The sequence below is a fragment of the Lysobacter firmicutimachus genome (genome assembly GCF_037027445.1).
GTDB lineage: Bacteria > Pseudomonadota > Gammaproteobacteria > Xanthomonadales > Xanthomonadaceae > Lysobacter > Lysobacter firmicutimachus.
On sequence record NZ_JBANDL010000002.1, the window covers coordinates 3,391,134 to 3,411,551 of the forward strand.

The 20,418-nt window shown below is 70.8% G+C and carries 17 protein-coding genes; 11 read left to right on the forward strand and 6 right to left on the reverse strand.

Annotation, left to right across the window (positions count from 1 at the left end; translation table 11 throughout):
* Window positions 1–57 precede the first annotated feature (57 nt).
* From lpxB to V2J18_RS14755, 6 genes are all read left to right on the forward strand, one after another.
* Window positions 58–1,296: a lipid-A-disaccharide synthase gene (gene lpxB / locus V2J18_RS14730; protein WP_064748786.1), complete on the forward strand. Its 1,239-nt coding sequence runs from the start codon at window positions 58–60 to the stop codon at window positions 1,294–1,296.
* A 43-nt stretch (window positions 1,297–1,339) separates the two neighbouring features.
* A complete protein-coding gene (locus tag V2J18_RS14735; RefSeq protein WP_064748785.1) occupies window positions 1,340–1,966 on the forward strand; it encodes a ribonuclease HII in 627 nt (208 codons plus the stop codon).
* Between the two features lie 828 nt (window positions 1,967–2,794).
* Entirely contained in the window at window positions 2,795–3,424 is a 630-nt protein-coding gene (locus V2J18_RS14740; protein ID WP_141233520.1) for a hypothetical protein, read from the forward strand.
* Between the two features lie 305 nt (window positions 3,425–3,729).
* Window positions 3,730–7,254: a DNA polymerase III subunit alpha gene (dnaE, locus tag V2J18_RS14745; protein WP_064748783.1), complete on the forward strand. Its 3,525-nt coding sequence runs from the start codon at window positions 3,730–3,732 to the stop codon at window positions 7,252–7,254.
* A 219-nt stretch (window positions 7,255–7,473) separates the two neighbouring features.
* Window positions 7,474–8,433, forward strand: coding sequence for an acetyl-CoA carboxylase carboxyltransferase subunit alpha (locus tag V2J18_RS14750; protein ID WP_064748782.1), 960 nt, complete (start codon window positions 7,474–7,476; stop codon window positions 8,431–8,433).
* An 18-nt stretch (window positions 8,434–8,451) separates the two neighbouring features.
* The gene (locus V2J18_RS14755) at window positions 8,452–9,222 is read left to right on the forward strand and encodes a transglycosylase domain-containing protein (RefSeq protein WP_064748781.1); all 771 of its coding nucleotides are present in this window, start codon (window positions 8,452–8,454) and stop codon (window positions 9,220–9,222) included.
* 94 nt (window positions 9,223–9,316) lie between these two features.
* Here V2J18_RS14755 and V2J18_RS14760 read toward each other — a convergent pair whose 3' ends face one another.
* Window positions 9,317–10,444 carry an NADH:flavin oxidoreductase/NADH oxidase gene (locus V2J18_RS14760; protein ID WP_425606028.1) on the reverse strand — a complete coding sequence of 376 codons (1,128 nt, stop codon included), beginning with the start codon at window positions 10,442–10,444 and terminating at the stop codon, window positions 9,317–9,319.
* Window positions 10,445–10,488: 44 nt separating this feature from the next.
* Here V2J18_RS14760 and tilS point away from each other — a divergent pair, with 44 nt between their 5' ends.
* From tilS to ispA, 3 genes are all read left to right on the forward strand, one after another.
* Complete coding sequence (gene tilS / locus V2J18_RS14765) at window positions 10,489–11,790, forward strand: tRNA lysidine(34) synthetase TilS (protein ID WP_336132136.1); 1,302 nt, start codon at window positions 10,489–10,491, stop codon at window positions 11,788–11,790.
* A 68-nt stretch (window positions 11,791–11,858) separates the two neighbouring features.
* Window positions 11,859–12,134 (forward strand): exodeoxyribonuclease VII small subunit, encoded by a 276-nt coding sequence (locus tag V2J18_RS14770; protein ID WP_064748778.1) that lies wholly within the window; start codon window positions 11,859–11,861, stop codon window positions 12,132–12,134.
* Window positions 12,127–13,023 (forward strand): (2E,6E)-farnesyl diphosphate synthase, encoded by an 897-nt coding sequence (gene ispA / locus V2J18_RS14775; protein WP_064748777.1) that lies wholly within the window; start codon window positions 12,127–12,129, stop codon window positions 13,021–13,023. The genes V2J18_RS14770 and ispA overlap by 8 nt, the downstream gene beginning before the upstream one ends.
* A gap of 169 nt (window positions 13,024–13,192) precedes the next feature.
* On the opposite strand, the gene V2J18_RS14780 is transcribed toward ispA, so the two are convergent.
* The 4 genes from V2J18_RS14780 to pmbA all read right to left on the reverse strand — a co-directional run bounded on the left by V2J18_RS14780 (window position 13,193) and on the right by pmbA (window position 17,909).
* On the reverse strand, window positions 13,193–13,540 hold the full coding sequence (locus V2J18_RS14780; RefSeq protein WP_064748776.1) for a DUF4870 domain-containing protein: 348 nt from the start codon (window positions 13,538–13,540) through the stop codon (window positions 13,193–13,195).
* Window positions 13,541–13,775: 235 nt separating this feature from the next.
* Window positions 13,776–14,927 carry a DUF1501 domain-containing protein gene (locus V2J18_RS14785; RefSeq protein ID WP_336132137.1) on the reverse strand — a complete coding sequence of 384 codons (1,152 nt, stop codon included), beginning with the start codon at window positions 14,925–14,927 and terminating at the stop codon, window positions 13,776–13,778.
* A 1-nt stretch (window position 14,928) separates the two neighbouring features.
* Window positions 14,929–16,416 carry a DUF1800 domain-containing protein gene (locus tag V2J18_RS14790; RefSeq protein ID WP_336132138.1) on the reverse strand — a complete coding sequence of 496 codons (1,488 nt, stop codon included), beginning with the start codon at window positions 16,414–16,416 and terminating at the stop codon, window positions 14,929–14,931.
* Window positions 16,417–16,520: 104 nt separating this feature from the next.
* Window positions 16,521–17,909, reverse strand: a complete 1,389-nt coding sequence (gene pmbA, locus V2J18_RS14795) for a metalloprotease PmbA (protein WP_064748773.1) — start codon at window positions 17,907–17,909, stop codon at window positions 16,521–16,523.
* 78 nt (window positions 17,910–17,987) lie between these two features.
* Between pmbA and yjgA the strand changes: the two genes are divergently transcribed.
* Together yjgA and V2J18_RS14805 are read left to right on the forward strand one after the other, a co-directional pair.
* Entirely contained in the window at window positions 17,988–18,554 is a 567-nt protein-coding gene (yjgA, locus tag V2J18_RS14800; RefSeq protein WP_064748772.1) for a ribosome biogenesis factor YjgA, read from the forward strand.
* Window positions 18,555–18,593: 39 nt separating this feature from the next.
* Window positions 18,594–18,791 (forward strand): hypothetical protein, encoded by a 198-nt coding sequence (locus V2J18_RS14805; protein ID WP_064748771.1) that lies wholly within the window; start codon window positions 18,594–18,596, stop codon window positions 18,789–18,791.
* A 30-nt stretch (window positions 18,792–18,821) separates the two neighbouring features.
* Here the strand turns inward: V2J18_RS14805 and tldD are convergent, their stop codons facing one another.
* Window positions 18,822–20,264, reverse strand: coding sequence for a metalloprotease TldD (gene tldD, locus V2J18_RS14810; protein WP_064748770.1), 1,443 nt, complete (start codon window positions 20,262–20,264; stop codon window positions 18,822–18,824).
* Window positions 20,265–20,418: the final 154 nt, after the last annotated feature.

Below are 20,418 nucleotides of genomic sequence, written 5' to 3' on the forward strand. Positions count from 1 at the left end.
GCGCCTGCGTTTGCGCGCCGACCGGCACCGGCTCGAACCGGAACGCCTCTTGCCCCGATGAACGCTCCTGCCGCCGTCGCCCCCTCCCCCATCGATGAGATCTTCCCCGCCGCGCCGCCTCCGCCGCCGCGCTTCGCCCTGATCGCCGGGGAAGCCTCCGGCGACCTGCTCGGCGCGGCGCTGATCGAGGAGCTCAAGCGCCGCTACCCCGGCGCCGAGTTCGTCGGCATCGGCGGCGAGCAGATGCGCGCGGCCGGCATGGACACCTGGTTCGACGCCGGCGAACTGGCGGTGATGGGCTTGTCGGAAGTGCTCAAGCACCTGCCGCGGCTGCTGCGCCTGCGCCGCGACGTGCGCCAGCGCATCCTCGACTGGAAGCCCGACGCCTTCATCGGCATCGACGCGCCCGACTTCAATCTCGGCGTCGAACGCTGGCTCAAGCAGCGCGGCGTGCGCACCGCGCATTACGTCAGCCCGTCGGTGTGGGCGTGGCGGCGCAAGCGCGCGCAGAAGATCGGCCTGAGCGCCGACCGGGTGCTGTGCCTGTTCCCGATGGAGCCGCCGATCTACGCCGAATACGGCGTCGACGCGCGCTTCGTCGGCCACCCGCTCGCCGACGAGATGCCGATCCACCCCGACCGCGAAGAAGCGCGGATGAACCTGGGCCTGGACGAAGAGGCGCCGGTGCTGGCGATGCTGCCGGGCTCGCGGGTCGGCGAAATCGAACGGCTGGCCGGCGACTTCCTCGCCGCTGCGGCGCTGATGCTGGCCGCCGAGCCGCGCCTGAGCGTGGTCGCGCCGATGGCCAACGCCGCCTCGCGCGCCGCATTCGAACGCATTCTCGACGCGCACCCCGACGGCGCGCGCCTGCGGCGCGCGCTGCGCATCGTCGACCGCGGCGCGCGCACGGTGATGATCGCCAGCGACGCGGTGTTGCTGGCCTCCGGCACCGCCACCCTGGAAGCGATGCTGGCCAAGCGGCCGATGACCGTGGCCTACAAGGTCTCGCCGCTGACCTACACCCTGGTCAAGCGCCTGGGCATGCTCAAGGTCGACCACTACGCGCTGCCGAACGTGCTCGCCGGCGAAGCGGTGGTGCCGGAGCTGATGCAGGCCGACTGCACCCCGGAAAACCTGGCCGGCGCGACCCTGCGCTGGCTGCGCGAGCCGGCCGCCAGCGCGGCCCTGCTGCCCAAGTTCCAGCGCATCCACCTGGAACTCAAGCGCGACGCCTCGGCCCGAGCGGCCGACGCCATCGCCGAGCTGATCGGCGAGAATGCCAAGGCGGCGGGTTAACCCCGCCATTTCCCTCCTGCCCCGCTCCTCGCTCCCGCTCCACGTGCCTCCGACCGACGCCAGCGCTCCTACCCGCCCCCGCGCCAAGCCCCGCCTCATTGCCGGCATCGACGAGGCCGGGCGCGGCCCGCTGGCCGGGCCGGTCGCGGTGGCCGCGGTGATCCTGCACCCGCGCCGGCGCATCGACGGTCTGGACGATTCCAAGAAACTCACCGAAGCGCGGCGCGAGGCGCTGTTCCCGCTGATCCAGCAGCGCGCCTTGGCCTGGCGGATCGAATTCGTCGAGGTCGAGGAAATCGACCGGGTCAACATCTTCCAGGCCACCATGAGCGGCATGCGCCGCGCGCTGCTGGCGCTGGCCCCCGGCGCCGACCTGGTCCGGGTCGACGGCAACCACCTGCCGCCCGGCCTGCCCTGCCCCGGCGAAGCGCTGATCGGCGGCGATGCGCTGGAGCCGTCGATCATGGCCGCCTCGATCCTGGCCAAGGTCGCGCGCGACCGGCTCATGCGCGAGTTGCATGCGCAGTACCCGCACTACGGTTTCGACCAGCACAAGGGCTATTCCACCGCCGCCCACCTGGCCGCGCTCAACGCCCACGGCCCCTGTCCCCAGCACCGCCGCAGCTTCGCCCCGGTACGCATCGCCGAAGGCCAGTTGGCTTTGTTCTGAGCGCCGCGCCGGCACGGTGCGAAATCTACCCGTGCGGCCTGTGGCTTGCGCCGCGCCGATGCATTGCCATCGCTGTTGCATTTGCTTGAAAAGCCTGGCGCAGCGCGGAACTCGCGGTGACACCTATAGCCCCGAAGGGCGGCGCACAGGACGTGCGTCCCGCCTTTGAAGAGCATGGTTCGATAGGACATGGACGCCCTATCGAAAAATCCCCGCGCAAGCGCCGAGCTCGCAAGGGAGCTTCGCGCGGAACGCGTTTTTCTTTGGTGACTTTCTTTTGAGGCGCAAAAAGAGAGTTAACCGCCGACTTGCGGGCGGACGCTTCGCTCTCGAAGCCTTCGAGCGCAGACGCCGCGAAACTGAAACGTCGCAGTCGCGGCTTACGCCGCTCCTACTGGGCGCCTAAAGAAAGGTATCCGCCCGCTCGTGGGCGGACGCTTTGGCTCTCGAGGCCTTCGAGCGGGAACGCCGCAAGACCGAAACAGCGCGGTCGCGGCTTGCGCGGCTCCTGCTCCGGCGATGCTGCACCGCTTCGGCCGGTAGCGATGAGCGTCGGGGTTCTGCGCATTCCTTGTCGCGGCTCACGCCGCTCCTACAGGGAGCTTCCGACATCGCGGTCGGCTTGCGGGGCGCGCAAGCGCAGGCGCGACCGCCGATCGGCTGAATACGGCCTCCGTGCCATCGGTCACAACGACTTCATACCGGCGCGCTCAGACTGCCGACAGGCGCAGAGTCACCCCTGCAGACTCTGCAGGTTCGCGTCGCACCCGGCCCGCGACGCGCGCCGCCTGCCTCCCCCGAAGGCCGGACGCGAGGTGTTCCATGCGCATGCCTCATCCCACCCCGACCGCCGAGCCGTTGCCGTTCGAGCGCGACTCCGCCGCGCCCCCGGTACCGCCGGCCTACCAACCCGCCCTGGCGATCAAGCCCGCCGCGATCGCCGAGTTCGATGCCCTGGTCCATGAGCTGCAACCCGACGCCGCGCGGGTGGACGCGGCGCGGCTGCAGCGCCTGGCCGGTTGGCTGGCCTCGCTGCCGGCCAGCGAAGCCCGCCGCGTGATCGACGACCGCATGCAACGTCTGCAGGAGCTGCACGCGATGGTCGTAGACCCGGCCTGGGACTGCGATCCGGCCCTGCGCGTGCGGCTGGACAAGCTGTTCGCCTACATCGACCGCCACGACGACCTGATCCCGGACCCGACCCCGCTGCTCGGTCTGCTCGACGACGTGCTGCTGATCGAACTGGCCTGGCCGACCTTCGCCGCCGAAGCCGAGGACTTCCGCGATTTCTGCGCCTACCGCCGGCTCGAGCACCCGCACGGCGAACCGGCCGAACAGCGCGCCGCCTGGATGCGCGACCGGCTGGCCGAACTGGCCCTTCTACAGCACAACGCCCGGGTCAACGACAGCCACTACGCCAACGGCCGCACCCCCGAGCCGGTGTTCCGGGTCGCCTGACCCGGACGCGGCCGCACCGAGGCGGCCGCGCGCGACCTGCCTACGGCGACTGATGCAGGCTCGGGCGTCCGTGATCGCGGGCGCCCGCAACTGCCGGCTTCGCCGGCGCACCGACAGGCTCCGCCGTCGCCGTGGCGAAAGTTTTCGCCGCAGGGTGAGATTCCGCGCCGGAGCCCGCCGCGGCCCGATTCTTCTCCTGTCAAGGCTTGCCCCTAGCCGCCGGGCTGATACCCTGCAATCCGGCACGCAACCGCTGCCGTCCCCCGGCTTGGCATCATCACGGCACGGCCGCAGAACCGGTACGCATGTCCGCTCCATTCGTTCATCTTCACTTGCACAGCGAGTACTCGCTGGCCGACTCCACGATCCGCATCGGCGATCTGGTCAAGCGCTGCGTCGCTCACGGCCAGCCCGCGGTCGCCCTGACCGATCTCGACAACCTATTCGCCGCGGTCAAGTTCTACAAGGCCTGCGAAGGTGCCGGGGTCAAGCCGATCATCGGCGCCGATGTGCATTTGGCCGACGGCAACGAGGCCGCTTCGCGCCTGACCCTGCTGTGCCGCGACCGCGGCGGCTACCTGACGCTGTCGCGCCTGCTCACCCGCGCCTGGATGGAAGGCCACCGCACCGAAGGCGTGGTGCTGCGTCCTGAATGGCTGCGCGAGGACAATCAGGGCCTGTTCGCGATCGCCGGCCGGGCCAGCCTGGCCGGACGCCTGGCGGCGAGCAACCGCCACGAACTCGCCCATGCCTGGCTGGTCGACTGGCAGGGCGTGTTCGGCGACCGCCTGCACCTGGAACTGACCCGCACCCGCCGCGACGGCGAAGAAGCCTTCAACGCCTTCGCCTTGCACGCCGCCGGCAAGCGCGGCCTGCCGGTGGTGGCCAGCAACGACGCCCGCTTTCTCGACGCCGACGGCTTCGACGCGCACGAGGCGCGGGTATGCATCGCCTCCGGCCGCGTGCTCGACGACCCCAAGCGTCCGCGCGACTACAGCGAAGAGCAGTACCTCAAGTCCAGCGAGGAAATGGCCGAGCTGTTCGCCGACGTGCCCGACGCGATCGACAACGCGCTGGCCCTGGCGACGCGCTGCAACGTCGAACTCAAGCTCGGCGAATACGCCCTGCCGGCGTTCCCGGTGCCCAGCGAGCACACCATCGAATCCTGGCTGCGTTCGCAATCGCGCGAAGGCCTGGCCAAGCGCCTGGAGAAGCATCCGCTGGCCCCGGGCAAGACCCGCGAGGAGTACGACCAGCGCCTGGAAGTCGAGCTGGACGTCATCATCAAGATGGGCTTCCCCGGCTACTTCCTGATCGTTGCGGACTTCATCAACTGGGCCAAGGACCACGAGATCCCGGTCGGCCCGGGCCGCGGTTCCGGCGCCGGCTCGCTGGTCGCCTGGGCGCTGGGCATCACCGACCTGGACCCGCTGCCCTACGACCTGCTGTTCGAGCGCTTCCTCAATCCCGAACGCGTGTCGATGCCCGACTTCGACATCGACTTCTGCATGGACCGGCGCGACGAAGTCATCGACTACGTCGCCCGCAAGTACGGCCGCGACCGCGTCTCGCAGATCATCACCTACGGCACGATGGCCGCGAAGGCGGTGGTGCGCGACACCGGCCGCGTGCTCGGCCATCCCTACGGTTTCGTCGACGGCATCGCCAAGCTGATCCCCAACACCCTGGGCATCTCGCTGGACGACGCGCTGGGCGAATCCGAGGCGGCGCGCAAGAACCCGGAGTTGGCCTCCGCCGACCTGATCCAGCGCTACCGCAGCGAAGACGACGTGCGCGACCTGATGGATCTGGCGCGCAGCCTGGAGGACCTGACCCGCAACGCCGGCAAGCACGCCGGCGGCGTGGTGATCGCGCCCAGCCCGCTGTCGGACTTCTGCCCGCTGTTCGCCGAACACGACGGCGAAGGCCGCGGCAAGAGCCCGGTGACCCAGTTCGACAAGGACGACGTCGAAGCCGTCGGCCTGGTCAAGTTCGACTTCCTCGGCCTGCGTACGCTGACGATCATCGATTGGGCGGTGCGCGCGATCAACAAGCGCCGCGCCAAGGAAGGCAAGGAACCGCTCGACGTCAACGCGCTGGAGCTGACCGACAAGGAAACCTACGAGCTGTTCGCGCGCGGCGACACCGTCGCGGTGTTCCAGTTCGAATCGCGCGGCATGCGCGAGCTGCTCAAGCGCGCCAAGCCCGACACCTTCGAAGACATCATCGCGCTCGCCGCCTTGTTCCGTCCGGGCCCGCTGGGTTCGGGGATGGACAAGGACTGGGTCGACCGCAAGCACGGCAACGCCGAAGTCACCTATCCGCACGAGTCGCTGGAGCCGGTGCTGGCGCCGACCTACGGCGTCATCGTCTACCAGGAACAGGTGATGCAGATCGCCCAGGTCCTGGCCGGCTACACCCTCGGCGGCGCCGACATGCTGCGCCGCGCGATGGGCAAGAAGAAGCCGGAGGAGATGGCGAAGGAGCGCGCCAAGTTCGAAACCGGCTGCGCCGAACGCGGCATTCCCGCCAGCCAGGCGACGCCGATCTTCGACTTGATGGAGAAGTTCGCCGAGTACGGCTTCAACAAGTCGCACTCGGCTGCCTACGCCCTGGTCGCCTACCAGACCGGTTGGCTCAAGCGCCACTACGGCGCCGAGTTCATGGCCGCGACCTGCTCGTCGGACATGGACAACACCGACAAGGTGGTGAACTTCCTCGACGAAGCGCGGGTGATGGGCATCACCGTGCTGCCGCCGCACGTCAACGAATCGGACTACATGTTCGAGGCGATCGACGCCGATACGATCCGCTACGGCATCGGCGCGGTAAAGGGCGTCGGCCGCGGCGTGTGCGAAGCCATCGTCGAGGCGCGCCGCGCAGGCCCGTTCGTCGACCTGCTGGATTTCTGCAAGCGCGTCGACAGCGGCAAGCTCAACCGCCGCGCGCTGGAAGCGCTGACCCACGCCGGCGCGCTCGACGGCCTGGGCAAGAACCGGGCGAGCCTGCTGCTGCAGTTGCCGGAAGTGCTCAAGGCCACCGATCAGTTGGCCAAGGAGCGCGCCGCCGGCCAGGTGTCGCTGTTCGGCGGCTTCGAGGCCGCCGCGCCGGCGCTGCACCTGGACCTGCCGGAAACCGAGGAATGGCCGCTGGCGCAGATCCTGCACGGCGAACGCGAAACCCTCGGCCACTACCTCAGCGGCCACCCCTTCGACCCGTATCGGGAAGAGTTGCGCGGCCTGGTCGGCAACGACCTGGGCGAGCTGGAGAAAATCTGGGAAGGCCGCCCGGAAAGCGCGCGCGGCGGCTGGCGCCCGGAGCTAGAAGTCATCATCGCCGGCCAGGTGGTCGGCCTGCGCAAGAAGGGCGACAGCCAGATGTTCGTGCAGATCGAGGACGGCCGCGGCCGCCTGGAGTGCGCGTTCTTCTCCGAAACCTACAGCGAGTTCGCCTCGATGCTGGCGCGCGACCGCCTGCTGGTGATCCAGGGCGGCCTGCGCGAAGACTCTTTCAGCGGCGGCTTCGCCCTGCGCGCGGCGCGCTGCTGGGACTACAACCAGGTCTGCGCGCGCTACGCCCAACGCCTGTCACTGCGGGTCGACCTGCGCGTGCCCGGCGCCTGGCAACGGGTCGACGCGCTGTTGGCCAAGCAACGGCCCGGCAACACGCCGATCCGCCTGGACCTGCTGCGTCAGGGCGCGGCCGGCATGCTCGATCTGAACGGCCCGCAATCGGTGCGCATCGACGCCGAGCTGGCCGGGGTCCTGCGCGCCCAGCCCGGCGTTCGCGCGGTCAAGCTGAGCTTGAACAAGCCCTGGGCGCAAAGCTAGCGGCGCATGCGCGGACACGGGAACGAGCGAGCCGCACCCCCGCTCGTTCCCCGTTCCTTTGCACCGCTGCCAAGCCCGGAACCGTGGCCTCGCTCACGCCCGGGAAGTGCCACCGATGCCCCGTTCCTCTTGACTCGGTCCCCGCCGCTCCCCATGCCCCTCGGTACGGTCCGCCCCCCTAGGCTAGACTGTGCCTCGTCCCAGGCCCACGGCCCCCGAATGAATCCGAACTACCTCGACTTCGAGCAGCCCATCGCCGACCTGGAAGCCAAGATCCAGGAACTGCGCCACGCCAGCAGCGGCCCGGCCGTCGACATCGATGCCGAAATCCACGCCCTGCAGGACAAGCTGCGCCTGCGCACGGCGCAGATCTTCCGCGACCTCTCGTCGTGGCAGATTTCCCAGCTGGCCCGCCATCCCGCCCGCCCCTACACCCTGGATTACCTGCGGGTGATGTGCGACGAGTTCCAGGAACTGGCCGGCGACCGCGCCTTCGCCGACGACAAGGCCATCGTCGGCGGACTGGCCCGCATCGCCGGCCGCAGCGTGGTGGTCATCGGCCATCAGAAAGGCCGCGACACCAAGAGCAAGATCAAGCGCAATTTCGGCATGCCGCGCCCGGAGGGCTACCGCAAGGCGCTGCGGCTGATGAAGCTGGCCGAGCGTTTCCGCCTGCCGCTGTTGACCTTCATCGACACCGCCGGCGCCTGGCCGGGCATCGACGCCGAAGAGCGCGGCCAGTCCGAGGCGATCGCGCGCAATCTGATGGAGATGGCCGAACTCAAGATTCCGGTGATCTGCACCGTGATCGGCGAAGGCGGCTCGGGCGGCGCGCTGGCGATCGGCGTCGGCGACCGCACCCTGATGCTGGAATACAGCACCTACTCGGTGATCACCCCGGAAGGCTGCGCCTCGATCCTGTGGAAGACCGCCGAAAAGGCCAAGGACGCGGCCGAGCAGCTCGGCCTGACCGCCAAGCGCCTGCACGACCTCGGCCTGGTCGACAAGATCGTGCGCGAACCGATCGGCGGCGCGCACCGCAATCCCAAGCAGATGGCGACCCGCCTGAAGGCCGTGCTGTTGAACGAACTCGACGCGCTGGAAAGCGTGCCGACCGAGCAGCTGCTGCAACGCCGCTACGAGCGCTTGCGCAGCTACGGCGCCTACGAAGCCGCGTAACGCGGCGACGACGCGGACATGGACGTCCGGACCCGATCGCGACGCGACGACGCCCGCAGCCGGTTGCTGCGGGCGTTCTGCTATGCGGCCGCATTGCCGTTGGCGCTGTTCTGCCTGGCGGTCGCGCTGAGCTACGGCTTCTACTGGCTGGGGCTGGCCGGGGTTCCGGCCGAGCTGCCGCGAGCGCAGCGCGCGTATCCGGCCGAACTGCGCCGGCTGTACTGGCGCGCGCATGGCGGCCAGGGCGAGATCCGGTTGCCGCGGCTGAGCGCGCCGCGGGTGGCGTGGAAGGCGGCGCGCGCACTCGCCGTTGCCAATCCGGCGCGCGGGCAACCGTCGGCGGCAATCCAGATCCTGACCCAGGCTGCGCGTGCGATGCACGTACAACTCGAGCCCCCGACGGGTCCGACCTTGCGCCGGCATCAGGCGGAATTGTCGCTGGGCATCGCGCTCAGCCGCGAACGCAGCGGCGAGCAGCTGATCGACTATCTGCTCGAGCGCAGCCATTTCGGCCTGGATGCGGGGCGGCGCCCGCTCAACGGCATCGTCGCCGCCGCCGCGCATTACTACGGCCTGCCGCCGGAGCGACTGAACGCCGCCGAACAGATCGCCTTGCTGGTGCTGCCGCACGGCGCGTCTTACTTCGACCCGGCCTGCCACCCCGAGCGGTTTCGCCGACGCTATGCGTTCCTGCTCGGCCGCGCCGGGCTGATTCCGGCAAATACCGCCGAGCAATCTCCGCCCGCGCGCATGCGCATCGGCGCTTGCACCACCACGCGACGCCCATAACCGGGCCCCGATGGCCCACGCATCAGAGCGCTCAGCGAAAACCGTCGTATCCGGTGATCGGCTTCGCTGCGCACGCCGATCGTGCGCCCAACACTCAGCCCCAAGCGCGCTGATACTGCTCCGGTACCTGCAGGTTCGCGCCCAGCTCGCGCGCGGCGCGCTGCGGGAAATACGGATCGCGCAGCAACTCGCGCGCCAGCAACACCACGTCGGCCTCGCCGTCGGCGACGATGCGCTCGGCCTGCGCGGCCTCGGTGATGAGACCGACCGCGCCGGTGGCGATGCCGGCCTCGCGACGGATGCGCGCGGCGAACGGCACCTGATAGCCGGGCTCGACCGGAATCCGCGCGGTCGGCACCAGGCCGCCGCTGGACACGTCGATCAGGTCGACGCCCAGCTCCTTGACCTCGCGCGCCAGGGCCACGCTCTGCTCGATGTCCCAGCCGCCGTCGGCCCAGTCGGTCGCGGAGATGCGCAGCCACAGCGGCAGCCGCTCCGGCCACACTTCGCGCACCGCGGCCAGTACTTCGCGCAACAGTCGGGTGCGGTTGTCGAAGTCGCCGCCGTAGCGGTCGTCGCGCCGGTTCGACAGCGGCGACAGGAACTGGTGCAGCAGATAGCCGTGCGCGGCGTGGATCTCGACCAGTTGGAAACAGGCGTCGAGCGCGCGCTGCGCGGCGGCGGCGAAGTCGTCGACCACGGTGCGGATCTCGATCGGCGACAACTCGCGCGGTACCGGCGACTCGCTGCGGAACGGCAGCGCCGACGGCGCCACCGGCCGCCAGCCGCCGTCGGCCGGCGCGACCGGCTTGCCGCCCAGCCAGGGCGCTTCGACGCTGGCCTTGCGCCCGGCGTGGCCGAGCTGGACGCCGACCGCGGTGCCGCGCGAACGCAGGAAGCAGTTGATCCGGTGCCAGGCCTCGGCCTGGGCGGCATTCCACAAGCCGGTGTCGGCCGGCGAAATGCGCCCCTCCGCGGAGACCGCGCTGGCTTCGCTCAGGATCAGCCCGGCGCCGCCGACCGCGCGGCTGCCGAGATGGACCAGATGCCAGTTGTTCGGCAACCCGTCGACGGCCGAGTACTGGCACATCGGCGAGACCACCAGGCGGTTGCGCAAGGTCAGCGACCGTTGCGTGAGCGGAGCGAAAAGCCGGGACACGGCGGTTTTCCTGGAGTGGATGATGGGAAAAACGGTAACGAGCCCCGACTTCGCGCGCAGCATCACCGATGGGTTGCTGCGTCCCGTCGCCGTGGCACCATGAACGCATGCCCCTCTCGCCCGCCGATGCGATCGCCTCCGCCCTGCGCGAACTGCCGGCGACGCCGCTGTGCGTGGGCTACAGCGGCGGCCTGGATTCCGGCGCGCTGCTGCACGCTTTGGCGGCTTCGCCGCAGGCGCGCGCGCAGGGCCTGCGGGCCTGGCATGTGCACCACGGCCTGCATCCGCAGGCCGACGCCTGGGCGGCGCATTGCGCGCGAATCTGCGCCGGGCTCGGCCTGGAATTGACCGTTTCGCGGGTATCGGTTGAAGCCGGCCACGGCGACGGCCCGGAGGCCGCGGCGCGGCGCGCGCGCCATGCCGCGTTCGCCGCCGACCTGGGCGCCGGCGAGACCCTGGTCCTGGCCCACCATCGCGACGATCAGGCCGAGACCCTGCTGCTGCGCCTGCTGCGCGGCTCCGGCCCGGACGGACTGGCGGCGATGCGCGAGCGCCGCGATTGCGGCCGCGGCATGCTGTGGCGGCCGCTGCTGTCGCTGTCGCGCGCGCAGTTGCTGGCCTATGCGCAAGCGCAGGGGCTGGAGTGGATCGACGACCCCAGCAACGCCGACCCGGCCTTCGATCGCAATTTCCTGCGCCTGCGCGTGCTGCCGTTGCTGCGTGAACGCTGGCCGCAAGCCGATGCCGCGTTCGCCCTGTCGGCGCGGTTGCAGGAGGAGGCCGCGCAGTTGCTCGACGAAGGCGACGCGCTGGCGCTGGCCGGGGCGCGCAGCCTGGATCCGCAGGCGCTGTCGCGCCGCGCCTTGCGCGCCTTGCCGCCGGCGCGACGCGCGCGGGTGCTGCGGCGCTGGATCGCCGCATTGGGCCTGCCGCCGCTACCGGCCGCCGGCGCGACCCGGATCGAGGACGAATTGCTCCACGCGCGTGCCGACGCCGAGGCCGAATTCGCCTGGCACGGCGCGGTGGTCCGCGCTTGGCGCGACCTGTTGCATGCACAGCCGCAACGCCCGCCCCTGCCGGCCGACTGGAGCACGGTCTGGGACGGCCGCGCCGGCCTCGCCCTGCCCGGCGGCGGGCAATGGCGACTGCTCGGCGCCGACGCGTTCCCGGCGCCCTTGCGCGCGCATGCGCGCCGCGGCGGCGAACGCATCGTCCTGCCCGGGCGGACCCACGGCCACACGCTCAAACACGCGCTGCAGGACCTCGGCGTGCCCCCCTGGGAACGGCGCCGGCTGCCGCTGCTGAGTGCTGCGGACGGCGAGCTGCTGGCCGCTGGCGACCTGCTGTACTCGGCGCGGCTGGACGGCTGGCTGCGCGAACGCGGCGCACGCCTGATCTGGCAAAACTGAGCCGTCGCCGCAACGGCGCGCGCCTGCGCCGCATTGACCCGGTCCAGGAGCGGCCGCACACTTCTCCCATGCCTCGCAAACCCGCCAACGAAGCCTCGCCGGTGGCCGATTTCGAACAGTCGCTCGACGCGCTCGAGCAACTGGTCGAGAAGATGGAACACGGCGAAATGAGCCTGGAAGAATCGCTCGCCGCCTACGAACGCGGCGTCGGCCTGTACCGGCGCTGCCAGACCGCGCTGGAACAGGCGGAACTGCGCGTGCGCCTGCTGAGCGACCCGCAGGACCCGGCCGGCGCCGAACCGTTCGGCAACGCCGGCCCGCCGGGCAGCGATATCGATGCCTGACGCCCGTCCGGGCGAGGACCGCCTGAGCGCCTGGCGCGGGCGCGCCGACGCCGCCCTGGCCCGCGCCTTGCCCGATGCCGAGGCCGAACCGCAACGCCTGCACCGGGCGATGCGCCATGCCGTGCTGCTCGGCGGCAAGCGCATGCGGCCGCTGCTGGTCTACGCCAGCGGCGCGCTGTTCGATGCCGCGCCCGAGACCCTGGACGCGCCGGCTTGCGCGGTCGAACTGGTCCACGCCTATTCGCTGGTCCACGACGACCTGCCGGCGATGGACGACGATGCCTTGCGCCGCGGCCAGCCGACCGTGCATGTGGCCTTCGACGAGGCCACCGCGATCCTGGCCGGCGACGCGCTGCAATCGCTGGCCTTCGCCGTGCTGGCCGACGCGCCGGCCGCGGCCGACGTGCGGGTCGCGCTGTTGCGCAGCCTGGCCGAAGCGGCCGGCGTCGCCGGCATGTGCGGCGGCCAGGCGCTGGACATCGACGCCACCGGCCGCGGCGAACGCCTCAGCCTGGCGGCGCTGGAGCGCCTGCATGCGCTCAAGACCGGGGCGCTGATCCGTGCCGCGGTGCGGATGGGCGCGCTGTGCGGCGGCGCCGACAGCGACGCGTTGGCCGCGCTGGACCGCTACGCGCAGGCGCTCGGCCTCGCCTTCCAGGTCCGCGACGACATCCTGGATGTCGAAGGCGACAGCCAGACCCTGGGCAAGACCGCCGGCAAGGACGCGGCTCAGGACAAGTCCACCTTCCCGGCGCTGATCGGCCTGGACGCCTCGCGCGCGCGCCTGGACGAACTGGCCGCGGTCATGGACCAGGCATTGGCGTCGTTCGGCGAACGCGCACAGGCCTTGCGCGCGCTCGGCCGCCTGGCGATCGAACGCGACCGCTGAAGCGGCGCCGCGCGCGGCGTCGCGGCCGCGCTGCGTTTCTCTCCTGACCGATCGCCGCAGGCACGCGCCGCATGCCTGCGGATGCATGCACCTGCGCAAGAACGACATGAAAAAACGAAGGCGGACCGGAGTCCGCCTTCGTCGTGCCTCGCAACGATGTCGCGCGCGATCAGTTGACCAGGCGCAGCGTCATCGGATAGCGGTAGGACTCGCCCTTGTTGGCGGCCAGCGCGGCGAGGATGGTCAGCACCAGCCAGGCCAGGCCGACGACCAGCATCAGCAGGAAGCCGATCAGCACGATGGTCAGGACCGCGCTGACGATGAAGGCGATCAGCACGGTGATATTGAAGTTGAGCGCTTCCTTGCCCTGCTCGGCGACGAAAGGCATGGTGTCCTTCTTGATCAGCCAGACCACCAGCGGGCCGAGGACCGAGCCGAAGGGAATGATCAAACCGACCAACGTGCTCAGATGAGCCAGCATGCCCCAAGTCTTCTCGTCCTGACTGATTTCGTTCATTACGCTTCCCCTACGTTTTGATGGTCGTGTGTTGGCCGTGCTTTTGACAGCCGCGTTGACGGTAGACGACAAGGTCCACGGCGGACATTGTCGCCCTCGCCGGCATCATAAACCTTTCTGTGTCACAGAATAAGCACGCGACCGCTTGCGGCCGCGGCCGCGCCGTGCAACGTAGCCCGGCCTGCGATCCGGCCATCGGGCCCTCGCCGGGCCCGACGCACGCGCGCGTTGCGACTCAGGTCGCACGCCAGCCGGACAGCGGCGCGATCGCGCGGCTGTCGGGAAACAGGCCGGTTTCGAGCACCCGCTCCGGCACGCCCAGATGCTCGCCGGCCAGCGCCTTGAACAGCGCGCGCAGATCGGTGGTGGTGCGCAGGTCGCGGCCTTCGTTGAGTTGATTCGGGCCCAGCCCGGGCCAGTCGCCGGCGATGCGCCCGCCGCGCACCGCGCCGCCGCACAGCAAGGCCATCGCGCCGGTGCCGTGGTCGGTGCCGCCGGTGCCGTTGATCTGGGCGGTGCGGCCGAACTCGGTCACCACCGCGACCACGGTGCGCGACCAGGCCGCGCCGAAGCCGTCGCGCGCGGCGGCCAGGCCGCGATCGAGTTCGGCCAGCTTGCGCGCCAATTGCGGCGCCTGATTGCGGTGGCTGTCCCAGCCGCTGTCCTCGACGAAGCCGATCCGCGGCCCGCCGTCGACGCCCATGCGCTCGCCGGCCACGCGCATGGCCTCGGCCAGATCGAACACGCCCGCCCCCGCCCGCGCCTGCTCGGCGAACCGGGTCGAGCGCTCGAAGGTCTCGTCCAGCCGCGGATCGGCCGCATACAGCGGACGCAGCAGTTGCAGCAGTTGCGGATCGACCGCCTTGGGCAACGGCGGCCACCAGTTGCTCGCGCGCGCGTTGCCGCGCAGCGCCAACGGCATCACCGCCGCGACCGCGAGCCCGGATTCGCCGGCCGGCAACGCGCCGACGCAGCGGCCGAGCCAACCGTCGCGCGCGCCGCCCGGACGCGCGGTGCCGTTCTCCAGGCAGTCTTGGGCGTCGAAATGCGAACGCGCCCGGTACGGCGGCGCGATCGCCACTACCGGCAGCGCCTGTCCGGCGCGGTACATCGCCGCAGTGCGGGTCATCGCCGGGTGCAGCCCGAACAGGCCGTCGATACGGATCGGCTCCTCCACCGCAGCGGCGGCGCGCAGGCGCGCATAGGCAGGATCGGCGTAGGGCGGCAGCCAATGCAGGCCGTCCAGACCGCCGCGCAACAGCACCAGCAGCAGACGCGTGTCGGCGGCCGCGCCGGCGCGGCCGGCGGCGCCGGCCGCCGCCGGGAACAAGGTCAGCAGCGCGCTCGCGCCGAATGCGGCGAGCAGGCCTCGGCGTTGCGGATCCATTTCATGCCCTCCACTGGAACGCAGGACTGGCGAACAGCAGCGCGTGACCTTCGCTGGCCGAACCGGCGCGGCGCAGGCCGATCGCGAAATCGCCCTGCACCGCCGATTCGCCGAGCACCGCCAGCGCGCGCGGATACGGTGCGGCGCCGCGGCCGTCGACGCGCGCGGCCAACATCTGCGCGGCCTGGATGCGCTTCCACAATCCGTCCGGGCTGCTCCAATCGGCCGCGGTGTCGGCGAAGCCGGCCGGCGAACGCGGCGTGAACACCGGTTGGCCCAGGCGCGAAAGCAGGCCGGTCAGGGCGCGCGCATCGACCGTCAGCTCGCCTGCGCGCAGCGCCGAGATCACGAAATCGTTCGGGGTCTTGAACTTGCACGCGTCCGCGCTCCAGGCCGCGTCGCTTTCGACCATCGCCCGGTACATCGCGCGCAGATCGCCCGCTTCGCGCAGATAGGCCTGGGCCATGCGCTCGACCAGGGCCTTGGGCGGCTGGTCGGCGACGAAATGGCGGGCGAGCTTGAAGCTCAGATGGCGCGCGGTCGAAGGATGCCGGGCCAGATCGGCGAGCACCGCGCGTCCCTGCTCGACCCCGCCTTCGGCGTAGTCGCGGCCGAGCACGCGCCGCGCACCGGGCTCGTGGGTGCGGGCGCGGAACACGAAACCGCTGCCCGGCGCGCGATCGCCGTAGTCCTGGGCCTCGTTGGAGTTGAGCGCGCTCCAACCGGTGATCGCGCGCGCCAGCTCGATCACGTCGTCCTGGCGGTAGCCGCCGTCGACGCCGAGGGTGTGCAGTTCGAGGATTTCGCGCGCCAGGTTTTCGTTGAGGCCGCGGCGCTCGCGACGCAGCTGTGCGGCGCGTTGCGCGACGGCCGAGTCGTCGCCGATCGAGATCGCGTTGTCCAGGTAACGCAGCATCGCCGGATGGGTTTCCACCGCCAGCAGCATGTCCTGGAAGCGGCCGAGCACGTGCGGCCGTATCGCCTCGCGCTCCATCGGCGCCGCGTACAGGCGGGTGTCGCCCTTGTCGACGGAAACCGCGAAATGGTTCGACCAGAACTGCACCAGGCGTTCGACGAACGGCGCGTCGGTATGCGCGGCGTGGCTGAAACGCGCGGCGTACTCGCGCGACTGTTGTTCGCGCAGTTCGCGCCGCAAGGCCGCCGAACGCCGGTCGGCGGGACCGTCGCGGCCGCTGTCCGCGGCCGGCTCGGCGCCCGCCGCCTGCGCGGCCATCGCCGGCGCCGCATCGGCCGACATCGCGCCCGCGGCGGATTTGCGCTGCGCCCGCGCCTCGCGCGAGGCGGCCAGTTGCTTGTGTTCGAGCAGCATCGTCGCCGCGCTGCTGGGCAGCCCCTGGAACTCGCTGTGCGCCGGCGAGCGCGCGAGTTGGGCGAGCAGGATCTCGCGGCCGTCGCCGCTGCGCTCGAGTTCGCCCGGCCTCGCGCCGAGCCCGAAACGATTCGCGGCCGTCGCCTTGCTTGCGCTCATGCGGCCTCCCGGAAGTGGACTCCCAGGATGAACGCCTCAGCTGAGCCTAGGTTGACCGGATCGGGGCCGCGCCCGATCCGCAGTGCGATAGCGCTTAGCGGTTCTCAGTCTTCGGCCGATTCGCCGGCGACCGTCATGCGTCCGACCAGGATCGAGCCGGTGCGCACATGCGAGCGATAGTCGACGTCGCTGCCGACCGCTTCGATCGCCGCGAACATGTTGCGCAGATTGCCGGCGATGGTGATGCCGTCGACCGGGTACTGGATTTCGCCGTTCTCGACCCAGAAACCGGCGGCGCCGCGCGAGTAATCGCCGGTGACCGCATTGACGCCCTGCCCCATCAGTTCGGTGACCAACAGGCCACGGCCCATGTCGCGCAGCAGCGAGTCGAAATCGCCGGCGTTGGCGGCGACCTGCAGGTTGTGCACGCCGCCGGCGTTGGCGGTGGTCTGCAGGCCGAGCTTGCGCGCCGAATAGCTGCCGAGCACGTAGCGCTGCAGCACGCCGGCGCGGACCAGCGAGGATTCGCGCGTGGCCACGCCTTCGGCGTCGAACGCGGTGGAGCGGAAGCCGCGCGGCAGGAACGGCTGTTCGTCGAGCTGAAACCAGGACGGGAACAACGCGCTGCCGACGCTGTCGACCAGGAAACTGGCGCGCCGGTACAGGGCGCCGCCGCTGACCGCGCCGAGCAGATGGCCGATCAGCGAGCGCGCGCTTTCGGCCGCGTACAGCACCGGGTATTCGCCGGTCGGGATCTGCCGCGGCGCAAGCCGGGCGACGGTGCGTTCGCCGGCGCGGCGGCCGACGCTGGCGGCCGATTCCAGGTCTTCGGCGGCCAGCGCCGAGCTGTACCAGCCGTCGCGCTGCATGCCATCGCCGCGGCCGGCGATCAGCGCGCAGCCCAGACTGTGTTGGGTGCTGCGCTCGCGGCCGACGAAGCCGTGCGAATTGGCGTAGACGCCGAGGCTGGCGCCGGTGCCGATGGAAGCGCCGTCGGAATTCTCGATCCGGGCATCGGCGGCGCGCCCGGCCGCTTCGCAGGCCAGGGCCAGCTCGACCGCGCGGTCCGCGTCGATCAGCCACGGATGCCAGGTGTCGAATTCGCGCAGATCGGTGGCCATCAGCGCGGCGTCGGCCAAGCCGGCGGCGCTGTCGTCCTCGGTGTAGCGGGCGATCGCGCAGGCCTGCTCGACCGTGGCCTCCAGGCTCTCGTCGCGCAGGTCGGCGGTGCTGGCGCTGCCCTTGCGCTGGCCGAAGTAGACGGTCACGGCGATGCCGCGGTCGCGGGTGGCCTCGACCGTCTCGACCTCGCCCATGCGCACGTTCACGTTCAGGCCGGTCTCCTCCGAGCAGGAGACCTCGGCCTGGCTGGCGCCGCGCGCCCGGGCCGCCGCCAGCAGGCGCTGGGACAGGTCGGCGAGCGCGTCCAGGCGCGCTTCGGGGTCGGCGAAGGTATGGGCCGGAGCGGCGGAACTCAGGGCGACTGCGTTCAATGTCTTATCCTTACGCTGTGCGGCGCCGCGGGCGCCGCCGATTCTTGTTCAGTTTGCAGGTTAGAGAGAGGTTTTGCGATGCGCGGCAGAGACGAAGACACCGGCGAATTCTTCAGCCCCAGCCGCAGCCAGAACCGGCGCGAGGCGCTGGAAGTGCTGGCCCTGGGCGAAAAACTGGTGTCGCTGAGCGAGGCCCAGCTGGCCAAGCTGCCGGTGCCTGAATCGCTGTTGCCGCACATTCGCGAGTGCAAGCGCATCACCGCCCACATCGCCCACAAGCGCCAGCTGGCGTATCTGGCCAAGCAGATGCGGCGCGAGGACGACGAAGTGCTGGAGGCGCTGCGCGACGCGCTCGACGAGAACGGCGAGGCGGCGCGGCGCGAAGTCGCGGCCATGCACCGGGTCGAGAACTGGCGCGAACGCCTGCTCGAAGGCGGCGACGCCGCGTTGGCCGAACTGCTGGATGAGTACCCGCAGGCCGATCGCCAGCGCCTGCGCCAACTGGTCCGCAACACCTTGGACGAACGCAAGCGCAACAAGCCGCCGCACGCTTTCCGCGAGCTGTACCGCGAGCTGCGCGATGCGATCCTGGGTGCGCGCGAGGCCGGCGACGACGCCGACGACGCGCTGCCCGAGCAGGACTGAACCGCGCCACGGGCCAGCGCCGCGGTCATCGACGACGCCTTGCTGCGCGTCGAAACCCGGCGCACCCGCTTCGTCGCCGAAGGCATCGCGGCCGGCGACGCCTTCGCGCTGGAGCATCCGGCGGCGGACAGGAACGAACTCAAGCGGTTGGCGCTGCGGGCGCGGACGATAAAGCGCCGCTACGGCACGCCGCGCCGGCCGCTGCGCGATCTGCGCGCGCTCGACCCGGCGCGCTGAGCGGCGGCGCCCGCCGCAGCGCGGCGCCGCTCACGATTGGGTACCGCCGACGGTCAGCTGGTCGATCAACAGCGAGGGCTGGCCGACGCCGACCGGCACGCTCTGTCCGTCCTTGCCGCACACGCCCACGCCCTCGTCCAGGGCCAGGTCGTGGCCGATCATGCGGACCCGCTGCATGGTCTCTGGGCCGTTGCCGATCAAGGTCGCGCCCTTGACCGGCGCGGTGATCTTGCCGTCTTCAATCAGATACGCCTCGGTGGCCGAGAACACGTACTTGCCGCTGGTGATGTCGACCTGGCCGCCGCCGAAATTGACCGCGTACAGGCCCTTCTTGACCGAGCGGATCATCTCTTCCGGGTCGTGGCTGCCCGCGAGCATGTAGGTGTTGGTCATGCGCGGCATCGGCAGATGGGCGAAGGACTCGCGGCGGCCGTTGCCGGTCGGCGCCATGCCCATTAGGCGCGCGTTGAGGGTGTCCTGCATGTAGCCGACCAGCACGCCGTCCTCGATCAGGGGGGTGCAGTGGGTCGGCGTGCCCTCGTCGTCGATGTTGAGCGAGCCGCGGCGGCCTTCCAGGGTGCCGTCGTCGACGATGGTCACGCCCTTGGCGGCGACCCGCTGGCCCATGCGGCCGGCGTAGGTCGAGGTGCCCTTGCGGTTGAAATCGCCTTCCAGGCCGTGGCCGACCGCTTCGTGCAGCAGCACGCCGGGCCAGCCCGAGCCGAGCACCACCGGCATCACCCCGGCCGGCGCGTCGATCGCGTCCAGATTCACCAGCGCCTGGCGCAGCGCCTCGCGCGCCAGACGCTCGGGGCGGTCGCCGCCGAGCAGTTCGGCGTAGCTGTAGCGGCCGCCGCCGCCGGCATAGCCGCTTTCGCGGCGGCCGTTGTGCTCGACGATGATCTGCACGTTGAGCCGCACCAGCGGGCGCACGTCGCCGGCCAGCACGCCGTCGCTGCGCGCCACCAGGATGGTGTCGACGCCGCCGCTGAGGCTGACGATGACCTGCTTGACCCGCGGGTCGGCGGCGCGCAGCAGCTTGTCGAGCCGGCGCAGCGCTTCGACCTTGGTCTCGTTGGCGACCGAATCGATCGGGTCTTCGCTGGGATACAGCGAACGTCCGCCGCCGCGGACCAGGGCGCGGGCCGCATGCGCGTTGCCCTCGCGGGCGATCGCGCGCGCCGAGCGAGAGGCCGCCAGCAGCGCCTCGCCGTTGATCTCGTCGGAATAGGCGAAGCCGGTCTTCTCGCCGCTGATCGCGCGCACGCCGACGCCCTGTTCGATCGAATGCGAGCCGTCCTTGACGATGCCGTCCTCGACGCTCCAGCTCTCGCGGCGTGCGTGCTGGAAGTAGAGATCGCCGAAATCGACGCCCGGACCGAGCAAGGCGCCGAAGCTGCGCTCCAGGCCGCCGGCGTCGAGCCCGGCGGGCAGCAGGAGGCGGGTTTCGGCGATCTGCAGAGGAAGGGTCATGAGGGAGCCGTGAAGTCGTGGTGGGGCCATCTTAGGCGGCCGGGACGGCGCGTGGACGGGCGGACGGCGAAAAACGCCGATCGCGCGCCCCTGCGCAACGGGAACGTAGGACAGATGGTGGCGTGAGGGCCGCCGATCAATCCCGGCGGCCCCT

What these genes read in the sequence shown, in the direction of transcription:
- lpxB (WP_064748786.1), top strand. Translation starts at nt 58, where the DNA reads ATGAACGCTCCTGCCGCCGTCGCCCCCTCCCCCATCGATGAGATCTTC.
- V2J18_RS14740 (WP_141233520.1), top strand. Translation starts at nt 2,795, where the DNA reads ATGCCTCATCCCACCCCGACCGCCGAGCCGTTGCCGTTCGAGCGCGAC.
- dnaE (WP_064748783.1), top strand. Translation starts at nt 3,730, where the DNA reads ATGTCCGCTCCATTCGTTCATCTTCACTTGCACAGCGAGTACTCGCTG.
- V2J18_RS14750 (WP_064748782.1), top strand. Translation starts at nt 7,474, where the DNA reads ATGAATCCGAACTACCTCGACTTCGAGCAGCCCATCGCCGACCTGGAA.
- V2J18_RS14755 (WP_064748781.1), top strand. Translation starts at nt 8,452, where the DNA reads ATGGACGTCCGGACCCGATCGCGACGCGACGACGCCCGCAGCCGGTTG.
- V2J18_RS14760 (WP_425606028.1), bottom strand. Translation starts at nt 10,444, where the DNA reads ATGCTGCGCGCGAAGTCGGGGCTCGTTACCGTTTTTCCCATCATCCAC.
- tilS (WP_336132136.1), top strand. Translation starts at nt 10,489, where the DNA reads ATGCCCCTCTCGCCCGCCGATGCGATCGCCTCCGCCCTGCGCGAACTG.
- V2J18_RS14770 (WP_064748778.1), top strand. Translation starts at nt 11,859, where the DNA reads ATGCCTCGCAAACCCGCCAACGAAGCCTCGCCGGTGGCCGATTTCGAA.
- ispA (WP_064748777.1), top strand. Translation starts at nt 12,127, where the DNA reads ATGCCTGACGCCCGTCCGGGCGAGGACCGCCTGAGCGCCTGGCGCGGG.
- V2J18_RS14780 (WP_064748776.1), bottom strand. Translation starts at nt 13,540, where the DNA reads ATGAACGAAATCAGTCAGGACGAGAAGACTTGGGGCATGCTGGCTCAT.
- V2J18_RS14785 (WP_336132137.1), bottom strand. Translation starts at nt 14,927, where the DNA reads ATGGATCCGCAACGCCGAGGCCTGCTCGCCGCATTCGGCGCGAGCGCG.
- V2J18_RS14790 (WP_336132138.1), bottom strand. Translation starts at nt 16,416, where the DNA reads ATGAGCGCAAGCAAGGCGACGGCCGCGAATCGTTTCGGGCTCGGCGCG.
- yjgA (WP_064748772.1), top strand. Translation starts at nt 17,988, where the DNA reads ATGCGCGGCAGAGACGAAGACACCGGCGAATTCTTCAGCCCCAGCCGC.
- tldD (WP_064748770.1), bottom strand. Translation starts at nt 20,264, where the DNA reads ATGACCCTTCCTCTGCAGATCGCCGAAACCCGCCTCCTGCTGCCCGCC.